This is a genomic window from Streptomyces profundus (genome assembly GCF_020740535.1).
Classification (GTDB): Bacteria; Actinomycetota; Actinomycetes; order Streptomycetales; family Streptomycetaceae; genus Streptomyces; species Streptomyces profundus.
This window is the reverse complement of the sequence record NZ_CP082362.1, coordinates 6,967,598-6,982,834: the sequence shown is the minus strand read 5'-3', so window position 1 is coordinate 6,982,834 and position 15,237 is coordinate 6,967,598. Positions and strand designations below refer to the sequence as shown.

The following is a 15,237-nucleotide window of genomic DNA, read 5'->3' as shown; positions in this document are numbered from 1 at the left end:
GCACGGGCCCCTCGGGCGCGGCGTCGGGGGGCGGCGCCTGATGCGTCCCCTCCGTCCCGCCGATCCCGCGTGGGTCGGCCGCTACCGGTGCCTCGGCCGGCTGGGGGCCGGCGGGATGGGCACCGTGCTGCTGGCGCGCGGCACGGACGGCACGCTGGTCGCCATCAAGCTGATCCGTCCGGAGTTCGCCGACGAGCCGTCGTTCCGGCGGCGGTTCCGCCGCGAGGTGGCGGCGGCCCGTCAGGTCACCAACCGCTGGGCCGTGCCGGTGGTCGCGGCCGACACGGAGGCCGAAGCGCCCTGGCTCGCCACGGAGTTCGTACCGGGGCCCGCGCTCGACGAGACGGTCGCCGCCACCGGCGCGCTGCCCGAGCCGAGCGTGCGGACGCTGGGCCTGCGGCTGGCCGAGGCGCTGGACGCGGTGCACACCGCGGGTCTTGTGCACCGCGATGTCAAACCGGGCAATGTGCTGCTCGCGCCCGACGGGCCCCGGCTGATCGACTTCGGCATCGCCAGGGCCCTGGACGACACGGTGCTCACCGCGACGGACGCGGTGATCGGCTCACCCGGCTTCCTCTCCCCCGAACAGGCCGCCGGGCGGCCGGTCGGGCCGCCGAGCGACGTGTTCTCGCTGGGGTGTGTGCTGGCCTTCGCGGCCAGCGGGCGGCGCCCGTTCGGCGGCGGCCCGGTGGCCTCGGTGCTCTACCGCACCGTGCACAACGAGCCCGATCTCGGCGAGCTGGCCGGCCCGCTGCGGGAGTTGCTCTCGCGTTGCCTGGCCAAGGACGCCTCGGCCCGGCCGACGACCGGGGAGCTTCGGAACGCCTGGCACGACGCGGGCGCGGCGGCCGGCGGCTGGCTGCCGGGGCCGGTCACCCATCTGATAGCCGAGCGCTCCGCCGGCATGCTGTCCCTGCCGCCGATCGAGCCGACGCAGGTGCCGCACGGCGCGGTGGGGAGCGAGGAGACCACGACGGCCGCCAGGGGCGGCACGCCGTACCCGCCGTCGGGCACGTTCGGGCCGCCCCACCAGGGGCCAGGACGGACCAGGCGCCGCGCGCTGCTGGCGCTGCTCGGCGGGGGCCTGGGGCTGGCCGGGGTCGGCGGCGGGGTGCTGTGGTGGAACGGCAGGAGCGCGTCCGGCACCGCTGACGGCGCCGACCCGCCGGAGCTGGCCGCCTTGACGGTCGCCTTCCAGGCGGACCTGGGCGGCCCGCTCGCCGAGGTGGCCGACGGCCAACTGCGCGGCGCCGAGGTGGCGGTGGCCCGGCACAACGCGGACGAGCAGCGCTCCTTCGACCTGGTGCTGCGCGCCGTCGACGACGGCGGCTCAGCCGACGAGGCGGCGCGGGTCGCGGAACGCCTCGCCTCGGACGACGCGGTGGTCGCCGTCGTCGCGGCGACCTCCCCCGCGGCCACCAGGGCGCTGATGGACCCCTACACGCGGGCGCGCAAGTCGGTGGTCACCGTGACGGACGGCTCGGGCGGGAACCTCAACTCCGTCTACACGATGGCCCGTCCGATCGACGCGCTGCAACTGCGGCCGATCGTGGCGCTGTTGACCTCGGGCGCGGTGGACGGCCCCGTGGTGCTGGTGGACGACGGCAGCGACTACAGCTGGGAGATCACCCGCAGCGCCAGGACGGGGCTGCTGGGCGGCGGCCCCGAGGTGATCCCGGAGCGGGCGCGGGGCGGGGACGCCGAACTGCGGGACGCCGCGCGGCGGATCGCCGGCCACGCGCCGGGCGCCGTGCTCTTCGGGGGCGGCTGGGAGTCGGCCGCCGTGTTCGCCGGCCTGCTCGCCGAGGCCGGGTACGGGGGCCTGTGCCTCGGCACCCAGGCGATGCACGATCCCCGGTTCGCCGAGTCCGCGGGCCGGTCGGCCGATGGCTGGCTGGTGGTCTCCACCGTGACGGACGCGCTGGCCGCGCCGTCCGCCCGGGAGTTCAGCGAGGCGTTCCAGGAGCACCACGGCGAGCCGCCGCCGCCCTTCGCGGCCGAGGGCTATGACGTGATCGACGTTCTGGCGCGTTGCGTCGAGGAGTTGGGCACGGAGTCGGTGGACCACCGGGACGTGGTGGAGGTGCTGCGGCTGACGGTCCATCAGGGAGCGGCCAAGCAGTACGCGTTCGAGGAGGAGAACGGCCTGTTCGTCGGCGACGGCGTCTTCTTCTACCAGGTGGCGGACGGCGCGTTCCGCTTCCTCGGCACCGAGGTCCCCGACGACATCTGACCGCGAACTCCCCTTCGGGGAGCGCCAGTTGGGAGTGGCGTTACATCATGAGACGATCCCCGCTGTCCGTTGCGACGTCCCGTCGGGGCCTGTTCGGCCTGGCCGGTCTGGCGCTGGTCGCCACGGCTTGCGGCGGCGGCTCCGACACCCCGGACGAGCGGCCCACCGCCCCCGGCAGCCCGCTGTGGACCTTCGCGCCGCACGGGGCGGCGTCGGCCGCGCCCGCCGCCCCGGCCGGCGACACCGTCTATGTGGCGCGCGCCGGGGCCGCCGTGTACGCGCTCGACACGCGGGACGGCTCCGCCCGCTGGGAGTCGGCCACCGGAACGAGCGCCAGCCGCCCCGCGTTGGCCGACGACCTGCTGGTGACGGGGCTCGGCGGGGGCGATCTGGTGGCGCTTGACGCCGCCGACGGGGCGGAGCGCTGGCGGGTGCCGACGTCGGGGATGGGCGTCTTCTCGGCGCCGGCCGTGGCCGATGGCGTCGCCTACGTCGGCGGCCTGGACGGGGTGGTACGCGCCGTGGAGGTGGCGGGCGGCGCCGAGGTGTGGACGGTGGCCACGGACGGGCAGTTCTTCGCCGACCCCCGGCTCAGGGACGGCGCGGTCCATCTGGGCGGCGGCGACGGCCTGTTGTCGGCCTGGGACACCGCCGACGGGACGGAACGCTGGGCGTTGGACACCGGCGAGGGCGTGGTCTCGACGGTCGCGTTCGTCGGCGATCTGGTGTGCGCGGGCACGGCGGCCGGCCGGGTGCACGCGGTGGAGGCGCGCTCCGGCGAGCGGCGGTGGACGGCCGATGTCTCCGGGCAGGTGATCGGTCCGGTCGCCGCCGAAGGGCTGTTGCTGGTGCCCTGCGCCGCCGGCCGCCGCCTGTACGCCCTGGACGGCGCGAGCGGCGAGGAGCGCTGGCAGGCGACGGTGACCGGCGACCTGCTGCCCCTCGCAGTGCACGGGGACACCGTCTACTATCCGGCCGAGCCCCGCCTGCTGGTGGCGGCCGAGCTGGCCACCGGGGCGGTGCGCTGGGAGTACGAGATCGGCACGGCCGACGCCCCGGGCGAGCACGTGCTGCACCTCGCGGCCTCGGACGACACCCTCTACGCGGGCACCGACCAGGCCACCGTCATCGCCCTCACCCGCTGAACGCACCCCCTCTCACCCGGCCGTCGGCGCCAGCGCGATCGGGTTGCCGAGCGCGGCCATCGCCCCCGAGGGATGGCGCACCTCGACGCGGACGAACTCCGCGCCGTCCGGCGGGATCCGGGCCGTCACCGCGCCGGCGCCCGTCGCCGGCAGCGCCGCGCGGTGCGCCTCGCCGAGCGCGGTGTGGAAGCCGACCGTGCCGGCGGGCACGCCGCGCACCTCGGCGCGCGCGGTGACATGACCCGCCCCGACGACCAGCCGTTCGCCGATGTCGGCGCGGCGACCGGCGGCGCCGGCCGTGAACGTCAGCTCGACCGAGGTGGATCCGGCGATCCAGCTGTGGCCCGCCCGCAGGCCGGCGAGGATCGCCTCGACGGTCAGCTCCCCGGCCCGCACCACGGTGTGGGGGATGCCGAGCTGGTCCACCAGGTGCGTGTCGCTGCTGCCGATCGCCGGCCGCCACCGCCCCCTGGGCACCTCCTCGGCGAGGGCGCGCGTCCAGTCGGCGAGCGCCGCCTCGTTGTCGGCGTTCCACGGGCGGTCGGATGACCACAGCCCGTTCCACACCTCGACCGCGTCGAACGCCTGGAGCGGGAAGCGCAGGGTGCCGGTGGGGTAGGGCGCGTGCGGGTGGGCGGCCACGGCCAGCCCGCCGGCGTCGGTGACCTCCCGCAGCCGGCGGGCGAGCGTCCCGTCCGCGACGCCGTGCCGCCAGTCGATCAGCCGGCCCTGCGGGAGGCCGAGCGCCAGCCAGTGGCCGTCGTCCGTGGTGACCTCCTCGCCGAGGACCACCAGCAGGTCCTCGGCGGCGAGCCGGGCCCAGGGGGCGTGCGCCTCGGCGGTGTTGTGCTCGGTGGTCGCGAGGAAGTCGAGCCCCAGGGCGCGGGCGTCGGCGGCGAGCCGCTCGGGCGTCAACGCGCCGTCCGAGTACACCGAGTGGACGTGGCAGTCGCCGCGATACCAGCCGGGCCCCGCGCTCGTCTCCGTCATGTCGGGGAAACGGGCCCGGTCCGCCGCGCGTTCCCCGGGTGGGCTCAGTGGACGATGGAGACGATCAGGGCCGCTGCCTCGGCGAGCCCGCGCTCGCCCGTGACGCGGGCGTGGGCGAGGGCCGTGGCCGGGTCGATGGACCGGGCGCAGAGCCGCCAGGCGATCTCCGCCTCCCACTCCACCGTGGCCGTCGGCGGGCCGGCGGGTGGGAGCGCGAGGGACCAGCCCCGGTCGGTGGCGGTCACGGTCCACACCCCGCCGGCGGGGCCGGGGACCCGCACGCTCAGCTGGGTGCGGCCGGCGCCCGGCCGGTGGGTGCGGAGGGTGTGCGGCAGCGCGCGCAGCAGGGTGTCCAACACGACGGCGGCGACGGTCGGTTCCGGATCGGTCCGCTGTCCGACGGCGTGCCGGATCTGCTGCCGGTGGATCCAGTACTCGGTGAGCTCCCTGGCGCAGTCCAGCCAGGCGGGCGCCGGATCGGCGCCCGCCCAGGAGACGGCGACGGCCGGCGCGTGCGGGTCCGCCCGCCGGAACCGGGCGACGACCTGGGGCGCGGCCCGCTCCAGGGCGTCGACCAGCGCGGGTGGGGTGAGGTCGGCGTGCGCGTCGATCCACTCCTGGTTGCCCCGGTGGATCCAGGCTTCCAGCGTCTCGCCCGGTGCCCGGACACGGTCCAGCGGCTGCCCCCGAAGGCCGTGCCCCAGGCGGCCATGGAGATCGCCGAGCAGATGCGCGGCGAGGTCCCGCACCGTCCACCCCGGCACCGCGGGTGCCCGCCACGCGGTAGCCGGCAGCGCGCGCAACATGCGGCAGAGCTCGGCCAGTTCGGGCGCCAGCAGGGGGCGGGCGTCGATGGGCGGGCCCAGCCAGGTCGGGTCGTCCATGGCGGCAGCCTGCCAGCCGCCCGGCGGCGCGGGCAGCCGAATTACGGCCCTCGACAATTGGCTGGCCCTCGGCCGCCGGCCGGCCCTACCCTCGCGGGATGCCCAGCACATCGCACGATGAACTGATCGCCGCCGCCGAGGCGGTCCTGTCCCGCCATACGGTCGAGGGGAGGCTCTTCGGCGACGTCGGCGCCGCGCTGGTGACCGAGGCGGGGAGTGTGTACACCGGGGTCTGCGTCGACACCGGTTCGGGCACGGGCTTCTGTGCCGAACTGGCCGCCATCGCCGCGATGGTCACCGCGCGCGAGTACCGGATCGCCAAGGTGGTGGCGGTGTGGCGCGACGAAGGGGGGCCGCTCCATGTCCTACCGCCCTGCGGGCGCTGCCGGGAGTTCCTGCGCCAGATCGACCCGGGCAACCTGGACACCGAGGTCGTGCTCGGCCGCCGGGAGTCGGCCCCGCTGCGGGAGCTGCTGCCCGCCCACGCCTGGCCCGCGCCGCTCGACTGAGCCACAGCCGGCCGACGCCGTGCTGCCGCACGCCTCTTCGCCGCCGACGCCCGGACGGGCGTCGGCGGCGATGGGCGGCGTGGCCCCAGCGGCGCGGCTACGCGGCGCGGCCGTGGGCGACGCGGGAGCGGCGGGCCACCGAGTCGAGCATCACCGCCACCGCCAGGACCAGGCCGGTGATGATGAAGCGGAAGGACGAGTCCAGATCCAGCAGGGTCAGCCCGTTGGAGATCGACTGGATCACCAGGATGCCCAGCAGCGCGGCGAAGGCGCTGCCCCGGCCGCCGAAGAGGCTGGTGCCGCCGATCACCGCCGCGGCGATCGCGTTGAGGTTGATATCGCCGCCGCCACTTGACTGGTTGGCCGCCGCCAGGCGGGCGGCGGCCACCATGCCGCCGAGCGCGGCCAACGAGGAGCAGAGCACGAACACCGAGGTGTAGACGCGCCGCACGTTGATGCCGGCCCGGCGGGCGGCCTCCGCGTTGCCGCCGACCGCGAACACGGAACGGCCCCAGGAGGTGCGGGTGAGCGCGTAGTTGAGCACCAGCACGAGGACGACAAAGCTGACGAAGAGCCAGCCGACGCCGCGCGCCCGGTTGAGATACCAGACGGCGAAGCCGAGCCCGACCAGCACGCTCGCACTGCGCGCCACCAGCAGCGTGGTGGAGCGGGCGGAGAGGCCGGCGGCGCGGCGGGTCCTGGCCAGGCCGTGGCCGGTGGCGAAGAGCCAGCCGGCGGCCAGCACCACCAGCGCGTAGGACAACCACTCGGGTACGAAGGCGAGTTGCGCGAAGTGCACCAGATCGGAGTCGAACGGCAGGTTGATCGCCCCGGTGTCGCCGAGCAGCCAGAGCTGGAGCCCGAGGAAGCTGAGCAGCCCCGCCAGGGTGGCGACGAAGCTGGGCACACCGAGCCGGGTGACCATCTGCGCGTAGAGCCAGCCGATCACCGCGCCGGCGCCGATCGCCGCCGCCATCGAGAGCGGCAGCGGCCAGCCCTCCCGGACGAAGGTGACGGCGGTGAGCGCGGCGGCCAGCCCGCTGACCGAGCCGACCGAGAGGTCGATCTGCCCCACCAGCAGCACACACACCACGCCCAGCGCGATGATGCCGACCGAGGCGCTCTCCATCAGCAGGTTCACCAGGTTGGCGCTGGAGAGGAAGACGGAGTTCAGGGACTGGAAGACGACGGCGATCACCACCAGGCCCAGGACGATCGGCAGCGCGCCGAGATCGCCGGAGCGTATCCGGTCCCAGACGCCCCTCAGCACCGGCTTGATGCCCTCGCCCTTGCGCAGCCGTTCGTCCAACAGGTCGAGCGGCGCCGCCGCCTGGGCGGCCTTGACGTCACTCATCGCCCGGTCGCTCCTTTCGGTTTCTGCGGCGGGACACCACGTTGTCGCTCGCCCCGATCATGGCCGCGACGATCTCCTCGGACGAGGCGGTCGCGGCGTCGAAGACCCCGTTGTTGCGGCCGAGGCGCAGCACGGCGACCCGGTCGGCGACGGCGCGGACGTCCTCCATGTTGTGGCTGATCATGATCACGCCGAGGCCGCGCTCGCGGAGGCGTTCGATCAGGTTGAGCACCTCGGCGGTCTGGGCCACGCCCAGCGCGGCGGTCGGCTCGTCAAGGACGATCACCTTGGGGTCGCCGAGCAGCGAGCGGGCGATGGCCACGGTCTGCCGCTGCCCGCCGGAGAGCGAGGCGACCGGGACGCGGACCGTGGGGATCTTGGCGGACAGCTGCCGCAGCAGCTCCCAGGACCTGATCTCCATGGTGACCTCGTCCAGCCGGCCCCGGCGCAACTCCCGGCCGAGGAAGAGGTTCTGGACGACGTTGAGGTTCTCGCAGAGCGCGAGGTCCTGGAAGACGGTCGCGATGCCGAGGTCGTGTGCGTCGGCCGGGCTGGTGATGGTCACCTGGCGCTCGCCGAAGGCGATCGACCCGCTGTCCGCGCGGTGTACGCCGGCGAGCACCTTGACCAGGGTGGACTTGCCCGCGCCGTTGTCGCCGACCACGGCGACGACCTCGCCGGCGGAGACCTCGAGATCCACCTCGGTGAGCGCGGCGACCGCGCCGAAGTTCTTGGCGATGCCGCGTAGCGCCAGGATCGGCCGGGTGGCCGTCGCCGCCGCTTCGTCTGTGGCCTGGGCCGTCATCACTCCTCCCAGACGATGCCGGCCTCGGTGCAGGCATCCGCGTACTCGGGGGTGCACACCTCGGAGGCGTCCATCTGGTCGGACTCGGCGAGCACCTCGGGCAGGTTCTCCAGAGTGACCACGGTGGGTTCGAAGAGCTGGGAGGGGGTGTCGAACAGCTCGACCTCCCCCTCGGGGGTCTCGCCCTGGACGAACTGCCAGGCCACCTCGGCCGCCGCCTCGGCGACGATCTTGATGGGCTTGGAGATGGTGTTGTACTGGTAGCCGGCGACGATGCGTTGGGCGGCGGCGACCTCGAAGTCGTTGCCCGTGACCGGCGGGATCGTCGCGCCGGCGGCCTGGAAGGCGGCGATGGACGCGCCCCCCGTGCCGTCATTGGCCGCGACCACGCCGGCTATCGCGTCGTCGAACCTGTTGATCTGGCCGGCCACCCAGTCCTGCGCGTCCGCCGGCTGCCAGCCGGGGGTGTCGAACTCGGCGAGGAGTTCGTAGCCGCTGGCGTCGATCGCGTTGTGGATGCCCTGCTTGATCAGGCCGGCGGCGGCGTCCGTCGGGGAGCCGTTGACCTGGAGCAGGCCGCCATCGGCGCCCGTCTCGTCGAGGTGGTCGACCAGCGACTGGCCGATGGACTCGCCGATCGCCTCGTTGTCGAAGGATATGTAGTAGTCCGCCGGGGTGCTGGAGATCGGCCGGTCGTAGGCGATCACCGGCACGCCCTGGGAACGGGAGGCGTTGACGACGCTGGCCGCCGCGTCGGAGTCGACCGGGTCGATCACGATCACGTCGGCGCCCTGCGCCAGCGCCGAGTTGGCCTGTTCCTGCTGACGGGAGGCGTCGGCGTTGGCGTTCTGGTAGATGACGTCGCAGCCCGCGCAGAGTTCCTGGATCTTCGCCTCGAACAGCGGGGCGTCGTACATCTCGTAGCGGGGCGAGGCGATGTCGGGCATCAGGAACGCGATCTTGGCGTTGTCGCCGCCACCACCGCCACCGCCCTCCTCCGACTCGGACGAGCAGGCGGTCGCCGTGGTCACGGCGAAGACGGCGGTGAGGGAGAGGGCGAGGAATCGTCGGCTCACGGTGCTTTCCTTTCAGGCCAGCAGTATGCGGTTGAGCGACAGCAGGGAGGCGGGCCTGGACGCGTCGTCGGGCAGCCGGAGTTCGGTGACCGCGACGTTGTCGAGGCGGGGGAAGATCCGCCGGTACTCGGCGACCGGCAGGCCCAGCAGGGCGCAGAGCGCCAGGCGGAGCCCGGTGCTGTGCGCCACGACCAACACGGTGCTCTCCGGGTGCCGTTCGGCGATCGAGCGCAGCGCGGCACTGACCCGCGCCGCGGCCTCGGCCGGCGGTTCGGCCCCGGGGAACGGATGCGCGGCCGGATCGTCGAGGAACCGGCGCACGCGTTCGGGATCGGCCTCGGCCCTGGTACGTCCCTCCAGTTCGCCGAAGTCCACCTCCCGCAGTTCTGGTACCCGCTGGAGCTCGACGCCGACCGCCAGGGCGGCCGGCTCGGCGGTGCGGACCGCGCGGCGCAACGCCGAGCTCACCACGGCGTCCACACCGGCGGCCTTCGCCCCCGAGGCCAGCGTCTCGACCTGCCGCAGCCCGCGTTCGGTGAGGTCGGGGTCGCTGCGCGAGCCGGCGTAGCGGTTCTCGTGGTGCCAGACCGTCTCGGCGTGGCGGGCGAGCAGCAGCCGGCCCCTCATGACGCCGCCAGCACGGCCGGGTTGGCGCAGTTCAGCGGCGGCTCGCCGCGCAGCCAGCGCCCGGCCTCGGCCGCGACCAGGCGCGCGGCGCGCCGGGCGACCGCCCGGCTGGCGCCGGCCAGATGCGGGGTGAGCACCACGTTCGAGGCGCGGCGCAACGGGTGGTCGGCGGCGAGGGGTTCGTCGTCGTAGACGTCGAGCCCGGCGGCGAAGAGCTGCCCCTCGGCGAGTGCTTCGGCCAGCGCGGTGTAGTCGAGCAGCGCGCCCCTGGCGCAGTTGACCAGCACCGAGCCCCTCGGCATCGCGGCCAGTTCGGCGGCGCCGATCAACCCCCTGGTCTCCTCGGTGAGTCGGGCGTGCAGCGACACCACGTGCGAGGCGGCGAGGAGCTCGTCCAGGGGCACCGCCCTGGTGCCGTCGGGCAGGGTCGCCGGGTCGGCGTAGGGGTCGGCGATCAGCACCTCGGCGCCGAGCGCGACCAGCGCCCTGGCGACCCGGGCGCCGATGGCACCGCCCCCGACCAGGCCGACGGTGCTCCCGGAGATCTCCAACCCGGTGGCCTGGTAGGCGTAGAGCCCGCTGTCCCAACGGCCGGCGCGCATGCTGTCGTGCGCCTCGGGGACGCGGCGCATCGCGGCCAGCATCAGCGCCAGGGTGTGCTCGGCGGTCGACTCGGCGTTCCGCCCGGGGGCGTAGGTGACCCGCACGCCGTGCCGGGTGGCGGCGGCCAGATCGGCGTTCACGGGGCCGCCCCTGGAGACGGCGAACAGTTCGAGATCGGGGCTGGCGGCGAGGACCCGCTCGGTGAGCGGCCCCATCTGGGTCAGGCAGACCCGTGCCCCGGCGAGCGCCTCGATCATCTCCTCCTCGGAGCCCGACGCCTCGTTGACCTCGGCCACCGGGCCGAACGGCACGTGCGGCCACGGGAGTTCCAGCTCGCGCACCCGCCAGGCCGAGGCGCCGCCCTCCGCGTGCAGCGCCTCGACCAGCAGCCGGTTGAGCACGAAGTCGTCGCCGGCGACGAGTGCGGGGATCGGTTGGTTCACGGTCGGTCTGTTTCCTTTCCTGCGGACGGCTGTCTGCTTCTCCGGGGGCTCCGGTGCTCTGCCTCTGCCCCGAGGGTCAGCCCGGGTGCTCGGCGAGTCGCGGATCGAGCCAACCTCGGGCGGCGAGGGCGTCCACGAAGGCGTGGTAGCCCGGCAGCAGCGCGGCGGTGCGATCGGGGTCGGGTTGCAGGGTGCGGCGCACCCGCACCAGGCGTCGGGCGGCGAGCGGGATGTCGCCGGAGACGGCACCGGCGGCGAGCACCGCCATGCCGAGCGCCGGCTCGGGGTTGTCCGGGAGCCAGACGGGGACGCCGAGCATGTCGCACCGCAGCTGGTTCCACCAGTCGTTGCGGGCCCCCCCGCCGGTGAAGGCGACCGGTCCGCCCACGTCGGCCCCCGCCTGCGCGAGCAGCGCGAACGAGAGCCGCTCGACATGGGCGACCCCGGTGCAGACGGCGGCGAACACGGTGGCGGCGTCCCCGTCGGCCGCCAGCGGCCCGTCCCCCAGGAAGCCGCGCGCGGTCGGCAACACGAAGGGGAAGCGTTCGCCCTCGCCGACCAGCGGGTAGCAGACGGGCACCTTCGTCACGCGGGCGGCCTCGCTGGTCAGCGCGGCCAGGTCGGCGTCGGGGAAGAGCGCGCGCACCGCGCCGGCGCCGGTGCTGGAGGCGCCGCCTGGCAGCCACAGATCGCCGTGCGGCGCCCGGTGCGAGTAGACGGCGCCCGTCGGGTCGTGGGGCAGCGCCGCGCTGACGCCCTTGAACGCCAGGGTGGTGCCGAGGACCGCGTTCCACTGCCCGATGTCCAGTGCGCCGGCGGCGAGTTGGGCCGCGCAGCCGTCCGTCATGCCGGCGATCACGGGGGTGCCGACCGGGAGCCCGGTGATCTCGGCGGCCTCGGCGGCGACGGTGCCGAGCGTGCTCCCGGGACGGACCACCGCCGGCAGCGTCGCCGGATCGAGGCGCAGCGCGTCCAGGATCGCCGCCGGCCAGCCGCCGGCGATCAGGTCGTAGCCGGTCTTCAGCGCGTGGCTGGAGTCGCTGGCGACGGGATGGCCGACGAGCCGGGCGGCGATCACGTCCGGCTGGTGCGCCAGCCGCGCGCCCCCGGTCAGCTGGCCCGTCTCGCGCCACCAGAGCAGCTTGGGCAGCGCCCACGCCGGCTGCATCCGATAGCCGAGGCGCGACCACAGGACGGCGCCGGCCTCCTGGGCCTCGGCGGCCAGCGCCCCGGCGCGGGTGTCGTCGTACATCATCCCCGGGGTGCGGGGGGTGCCGTCGGCGTCGGTGAGCAGCACGGTGCCCGAGGTGGCGCAGACGGCGAGCGCGCCGACGGGCCGGCCCGCCAGGGCGGCGGTCAGCTCGGCCAGTGCCTCGGCGGTCAGCCGCCACCAGGCGGCGGGGTCCTGCTCGTGGCGCGGCCCGTCGCGCCGTCCGGTCAACGGCCGGGAGGCGGCGGCGACCTGGCGTCCCTCGCCGTCGACGGCCAGCGCCCGCACGCTCTGCGTGCCCAGGTCGACGCCGATCCACAGGGGCTCAGCCATGGGTGCGCCAATCGCTCCAGCGGGTGGCGGCCAGTTCCCTGGTGGCCAGGAACTCGGCGTGCTCGCGGTCGTGCAGGGCGCGGGTCGCCGGATCGGGTTCGAAGCGCCTTCGGGTGCGGACCAGCGCGTCGGCCGCCGTGGTGAGGTCGGGGTGGTCGCCGAGCAGCGTCAGCGCGAAGAGCAGCGCGCCCTTCGCCCCGACCTGGGTGTCCTCGGTGCGCACCGTGGGAACTCCCGTGACGTCGGCGATCAGTTGGCACCACAGCTCACTGGCGGCCCCGCCCCCGCACAGGCCCAGTTCGAGGGGCCGGTGCGGCGCGGCCTCAAGACAGTCCCTGATCACATGGGCAAGGCCCTCCAGCACGGCGCGGGCCAGATGTTCCCTGCCATGCGCGAAGGCCATGCCGGTGACCAGTCCACTGGCCGCCGGGTCCAGAAACGGTGCTCGCTCGCCCGCCGGGGAGAGATAGGGCAGCACCCGCAGCCCCTCCGCGCCGGGTGCGACCCGCGAGGCCAGCGCGGACAGTTCGGTGTGGTCGGCCAGGCCCAGCAACTCGACCAGCCAGTCCAGTACGCCGGTGCCGGCCAGGGTCGGGTAGGCGCGCATCAGCAGCCCGGGCATCCCGAAGTCCAGGGTGAGGCCCGAGGGTTCGCCGTCCGGGTCGGGAGCGTCGATCATCGTCTCGGTGCAGAGCGTGGTGCCCAGCACGCAGGTGGCCTGCCCGGGCGTGGTGGTGCCGGTGCCCAGCGCCGTGGAGACGATGTCGTAGGGGGCGAGCACCACGGGGGTGCCGGCGGGGACGCCGAGCAGCTCGGCGGCCTCGGCCGTGACCGCGGCGGTGCGCTCGTCGCCGGTGAGCAACGGCGGGAGCAGGCCCCGGCGGTGGGTCAGCCCGTACTGGTCGAGCAGCTCGTCCGAGTAGGCGCGGGTGCGGAGGTCCAGCCAGGGCGCCGACGCCTCGGACGCCTCGATGCCCAGCACCCCGGTGAGCCGCAGGAACAGCCAGCCGCCGCAGGTCAACACGGCGTGCGCGCGGTCGAGCGCCGCCGGCTCCTCGGCGTCGAGCGCCCGCAGGATCGCGTTGGGGAGGCCGGCGTTGGTGAGCGAGGCGTTGATCCGGAAGGCCGACTCCAGGGTGCCGTCCGCGCCCCAGTCGCGCACCACGTCGGCGGCGCGGCCGTCGTTCCAGAGGACGGCGGGGCGCACCGGGCGGTGGGCGTCGTCGACCAGCCAGGCTCCGTCGCCCTGGGCGGTGAGGGCCAGAAACCGCACCGGCCGTGCCACCTGACGGACCGCGTCGCGCACGGTCCCGACGACCGCCCGCCAGACCTCGTCCATGTCCTGCTCGGCCAGGGTCCGCCGGGGATGGTGCACCGCGGTGTCCCTTCTGGTCACCGCGAGTTCCCGTCCGTCGGCGTCGAACACCACCGCCTTGATCACGGTGGTGCCGGCGTCCACGCACACCGCGATCGGTCCGTCCACAGTCACCTGCCGCGCCCCTTCCTGGCCTCGCCCGAAGTGAGGCGTATTACAGGCAGGGGCTCCAGAATTTCGCAACTTTTAACATTGATCTTGATCGCGTGGCGCGACGAGATCCGCGAATCCGCAGGTGGGTACGGGTGTTGACCACGTTGGTCCGATCGGCCAACCGGATTAACTTCACATGACTTCGCAGTCTCAGGTGCCGCGCACCACATCGACCCGGGCGCCGCGCGCCCGCAGCCCACGGACCGTCAGGTCGGGTGTGCGCTCGTCCACCACCACCCGGTCGAGGTCGGCTATGCCCACCAGGCGGTGCTGCGCCCTGCGGTCGAACTTGGTGTGGTCGATCAGCGCGACGGTCCGCGCGGCCGAGGCGATCAGCGCGCGCCGGGTGATCATCGTGCCAAGCGACTGGAGGTAGCAGAACCCGTCGGCCACCGCCGTCGTGGAGAGGAACAGCACGTCGGGCCGCAGCTCGGCGGCGGCCTCGGCGGTGGCCCGGCCGAGGAACGAGTCGTAGGAGGCGTCATAGCGACCGCCCAGGCCGATCAGCTCGATGCCCGGCTGGGCGGCCAACGCCCGGATCACCGGCAGGAAGTGGGTGACCACCGTCAGCGGGGCGCGCTGCGGCAACAGCCGCGCCAGCATCAGCGAGGTGGTGCTGTCGTCCAGCGCGACCACCTGCCCGGGCTCCACCTCGGTGGCGAGCACCTCGCGCGCGATGGCCGACTTGGCCTCCACCTGCGCCTGCATCCGGTGTTCCAGATCGCCGTGGAAGGTGGTGGTCGGCGCGCTGGTCGCGCCGCCGCGCACCTTGTGCAGGAAGCCGCGCTTCTCCAGCTCGTCCAGATCCCGGTGGACCGTCATGATGCTGACGCCGTACTCCCTGGCCAGCACGTCCACCCGCACGAACCCCGCCTCGGCGACCTGCCGCCGCATGGCCACCCGGCGCAACTCGGGATTGCGCCGCGCGCCGTCGGCGGTGAGGGGATCACTGACCACGCCCCCAGCATCGCACGCCGCCGCGGGCGGCCGGCGGGCCGCGGCGCGCGCTGGCGCCGCCCCGTTCAGTCGCGGTCCCGGCCGGTGAGCCGGGCGAGCGCGGTCGCGACGGCGCCGCTGATGGCCCCGACGACCACCCCGGTGAACACACCGCTGATGACGGCGAACACCCGCAGGATCACGGTCTGGAGCCCGGGGTCGAGGTCGCTCAGATTGCCGCCCAGGCGTGGCGGTCCGTCGTCGAAGGCGCTGTTCCAGAGCAGTTGGTGCCCCAGCGCCAGCAACACCCCGTAGGTGGCGCCGACGGCGAGCAGGGTCATCAGCGGGGCGCGCACCCGGGCGATCAGCACCACCGCGATCCAGACGGCCGGCGGGAGGAAGACCAACAGCGCGTTGAGCGCGGTGCCCTCGTCCAGGATGTCGAGGTCGTGCAGGACCACGCGCGGGGTGGCCAGCAGCGCCAGGGCGAGCACGGCCAGCGGGGAGAGGCCGATCGTCCGGCGCGCCCCGGGGGAGGATTGGGTGAACTGGTTGAACATG

At 74.5% G+C, this 15,237-nt stretch carries 14 protein-coding genes; 3 read left to right on the top strand and 11 right to left on the bottom strand.

Annotation, left to right across the window (positions count from 1 at the left end; genetic code table 11):
- Positions 1–40: 40 nt before the first annotated feature.
- Together K4G22_RS29305 and K4G22_RS29300 are read left to right on the top strand one after the other, a co-directional pair.
- Positions 41–2,233, top strand: coding sequence for a bifunctional serine/threonine-protein kinase/ABC transporter substrate-binding protein (locus K4G22_RS29305; RefSeq protein WP_228083484.1), 2,193 nt, complete (start codon positions 41–43; stop codon positions 2,231–2,233).
- Positions 2,234–2,280: 47 nt separating this feature from the next.
- Entirely contained in the window at positions 2,281–3,378 is a 1,098-nt protein-coding gene (locus K4G22_RS29300) for an outer membrane protein assembly factor BamB family protein (RefSeq protein ID WP_228083483.1), read from the top strand.
- 12 nt (positions 3,379–3,390) lie between these two features.
- On the opposite strand, the gene K4G22_RS29295 is transcribed toward K4G22_RS29300, so the two are convergent.
- Positions 3,391–4,368: a CehA/McbA family metallohydrolase gene (locus K4G22_RS29295; RefSeq protein WP_228083482.1), complete on the bottom strand. Its 978-nt coding sequence runs from the start codon at positions 4,366–4,368 to the stop codon at positions 3,391–3,393.
- 44 nt (positions 4,369–4,412) lie between these two features.
- Complete coding sequence (locus K4G22_RS29290; RefSeq protein WP_228083481.1) at positions 4,413–5,252, bottom strand: maleylpyruvate isomerase family mycothiol-dependent enzyme; 840 nt, start codon at positions 5,250–5,252, stop codon at positions 4,413–4,415.
- 98 nt (positions 5,253–5,350) lie between these two features.
- Here K4G22_RS29290 and K4G22_RS29285 point away from each other — a divergent pair, with 98 nt between their 5' ends.
- The gene (locus K4G22_RS29285) at positions 5,351–5,761 is read left to right on the top strand and encodes a cytidine deaminase family protein (protein ID WP_228083480.1); all 411 of its coding nucleotides are present in this window, start codon (positions 5,351–5,353) and stop codon (positions 5,759–5,761) included.
- A gap of 97 nt (positions 5,762–5,858) precedes the next feature.
- On the opposite strand, the gene K4G22_RS29280 is transcribed toward K4G22_RS29285, so the two are convergent.
- The 9 genes from K4G22_RS29280 to K4G22_RS29240 form a co-directional block, all read right to left on the bottom strand.
- A complete protein-coding gene (locus tag K4G22_RS29280; RefSeq protein WP_228083479.1) occupies positions 5,859–7,115 on the bottom strand; it encodes a sugar ABC transporter permease in 1,257 nt (418 codons plus the stop codon).
- Positions 7,108–7,920, bottom strand: coding sequence for an ATP-binding cassette domain-containing protein (locus tag K4G22_RS29275; protein WP_228083478.1), 813 nt, complete (start codon positions 7,918–7,920; stop codon positions 7,108–7,110). The genes K4G22_RS29280 and K4G22_RS29275 overlap by 8 nt, the downstream gene beginning before the upstream one ends.
- Positions 7,920–8,996: a substrate-binding domain-containing protein gene (locus tag K4G22_RS29270; RefSeq protein ID WP_228083477.1), complete on the bottom strand. Its 1,077-nt coding sequence runs from the start codon at positions 8,994–8,996 to the stop codon at positions 7,920–7,922. Before K4G22_RS29270 ends, K4G22_RS29275 begins: the two co-directional genes overlap by 1 nt.
- Positions 8,997–9,008: 12 nt before the next feature.
- Entirely contained in the window at positions 9,009–9,623 is a 615-nt protein-coding gene (locus K4G22_RS29265) for a histidine phosphatase family protein (RefSeq protein ID WP_228083476.1), read from the bottom strand.
- Complete coding sequence (locus K4G22_RS29260; RefSeq protein WP_228083475.1) at positions 9,620–10,669, bottom strand: 2-hydroxyacid dehydrogenase; 1,050 nt, start codon at positions 10,667–10,669, stop codon at positions 9,620–9,622. The genes K4G22_RS29265 and K4G22_RS29260 overlap by 4 nt, the downstream gene beginning before the upstream one ends.
- A 76-nt stretch (positions 10,670–10,745) precedes the next feature.
- Positions 10,746–12,212 carry an FGGY-family carbohydrate kinase gene (locus K4G22_RS29255; RefSeq protein ID WP_228083474.1) on the bottom strand — a complete coding sequence of 489 codons (1,467 nt, stop codon included), beginning with the start codon at positions 12,210–12,212 and terminating at the stop codon, positions 10,746–10,748.
- Positions 12,205–13,701, bottom strand: coding sequence for an FGGY-family carbohydrate kinase (locus K4G22_RS29250; RefSeq protein ID WP_228083473.1), 1,497 nt, complete (start codon positions 13,699–13,701; stop codon positions 12,205–12,207). The genes K4G22_RS29255 and K4G22_RS29250 overlap by 8 nt, the downstream gene beginning before the upstream one ends.
- A 189-nt stretch (positions 13,702–13,890) precedes the next feature.
- Entirely contained in the window at positions 13,891–14,697 is an 807-nt protein-coding gene (locus K4G22_RS29245; protein WP_228083472.1) for a DeoR/GlpR family DNA-binding transcription regulator, read from the bottom strand.
- 65 nt (positions 14,698–14,762) lie between these two features.
- Positions 14,763–15,236 (bottom strand): DUF4235 domain-containing protein, encoded by a 474-nt coding sequence (locus tag K4G22_RS29240; protein WP_228083471.1) that lies wholly within the window; start codon positions 15,234–15,236, stop codon positions 14,763–14,765.
- Position 15,237: the final 1 nt, after the last annotated feature.

Bases quoted from the DNA above. Each gene is read 5' to 3' on its own strand.
- K4G22_RS29305 (WP_228083484.1), top strand. From the start codon at position 41: ATGCGTCCCCTCCGTCCCGCCGATCCCGCGTGGGTCGGCCGCTACCGG.
- K4G22_RS29300 (WP_228083483.1), top strand. From the start codon at position 2,281: ATGAGACGATCCCCGCTGTCCGTTGCGACGTCCCGTCGGGGCCTGTTC.
- K4G22_RS29295 (WP_228083482.1), bottom strand. From the start codon at position 4,368: ATGACGGAGACGAGCGCGGGGCCCGGCTGGTATCGCGGCGACTGCCAC.
- K4G22_RS29290 (WP_228083481.1), bottom strand. From the start codon at position 5,252: ATGGACGACCCGACCTGGCTGGGCCCGCCCATCGACGCCCGCCCCCTG.
- K4G22_RS29285 (WP_228083480.1), top strand. From the start codon at position 5,351: ATGCCCAGCACATCGCACGATGAACTGATCGCCGCCGCCGAGGCGGTC.
- K4G22_RS29280 (WP_228083479.1), bottom strand. From the start codon at position 7,115: ATGAGTGACGTCAAGGCCGCCCAGGCGGCGGCGCCGCTCGACCTGTTG.
- K4G22_RS29275 (WP_228083478.1), bottom strand. From the start codon at position 7,920: ATGACGGCCCAGGCCACAGACGAAGCGGCGGCGACGGCCACCCGGCCG.
- K4G22_RS29265 (WP_228083476.1), bottom strand. From the start codon at position 9,623: ATGAGGGGCCGGCTGCTGCTCGCCCGCCACGCCGAGACGGTCTGGCAC.
- K4G22_RS29255 (WP_228083474.1), bottom strand. From the start codon at position 12,212: ATGGCTGAGCCCCTGTGGATCGGCGTCGACCTGGGCACGCAGAGCGTG.
- K4G22_RS29240 (WP_228083471.1), bottom strand. From the start codon at position 15,236: ATGTTCAACCAGTTCACCCAATCCTCCCCCGGGGCGCGCCGGACGATC.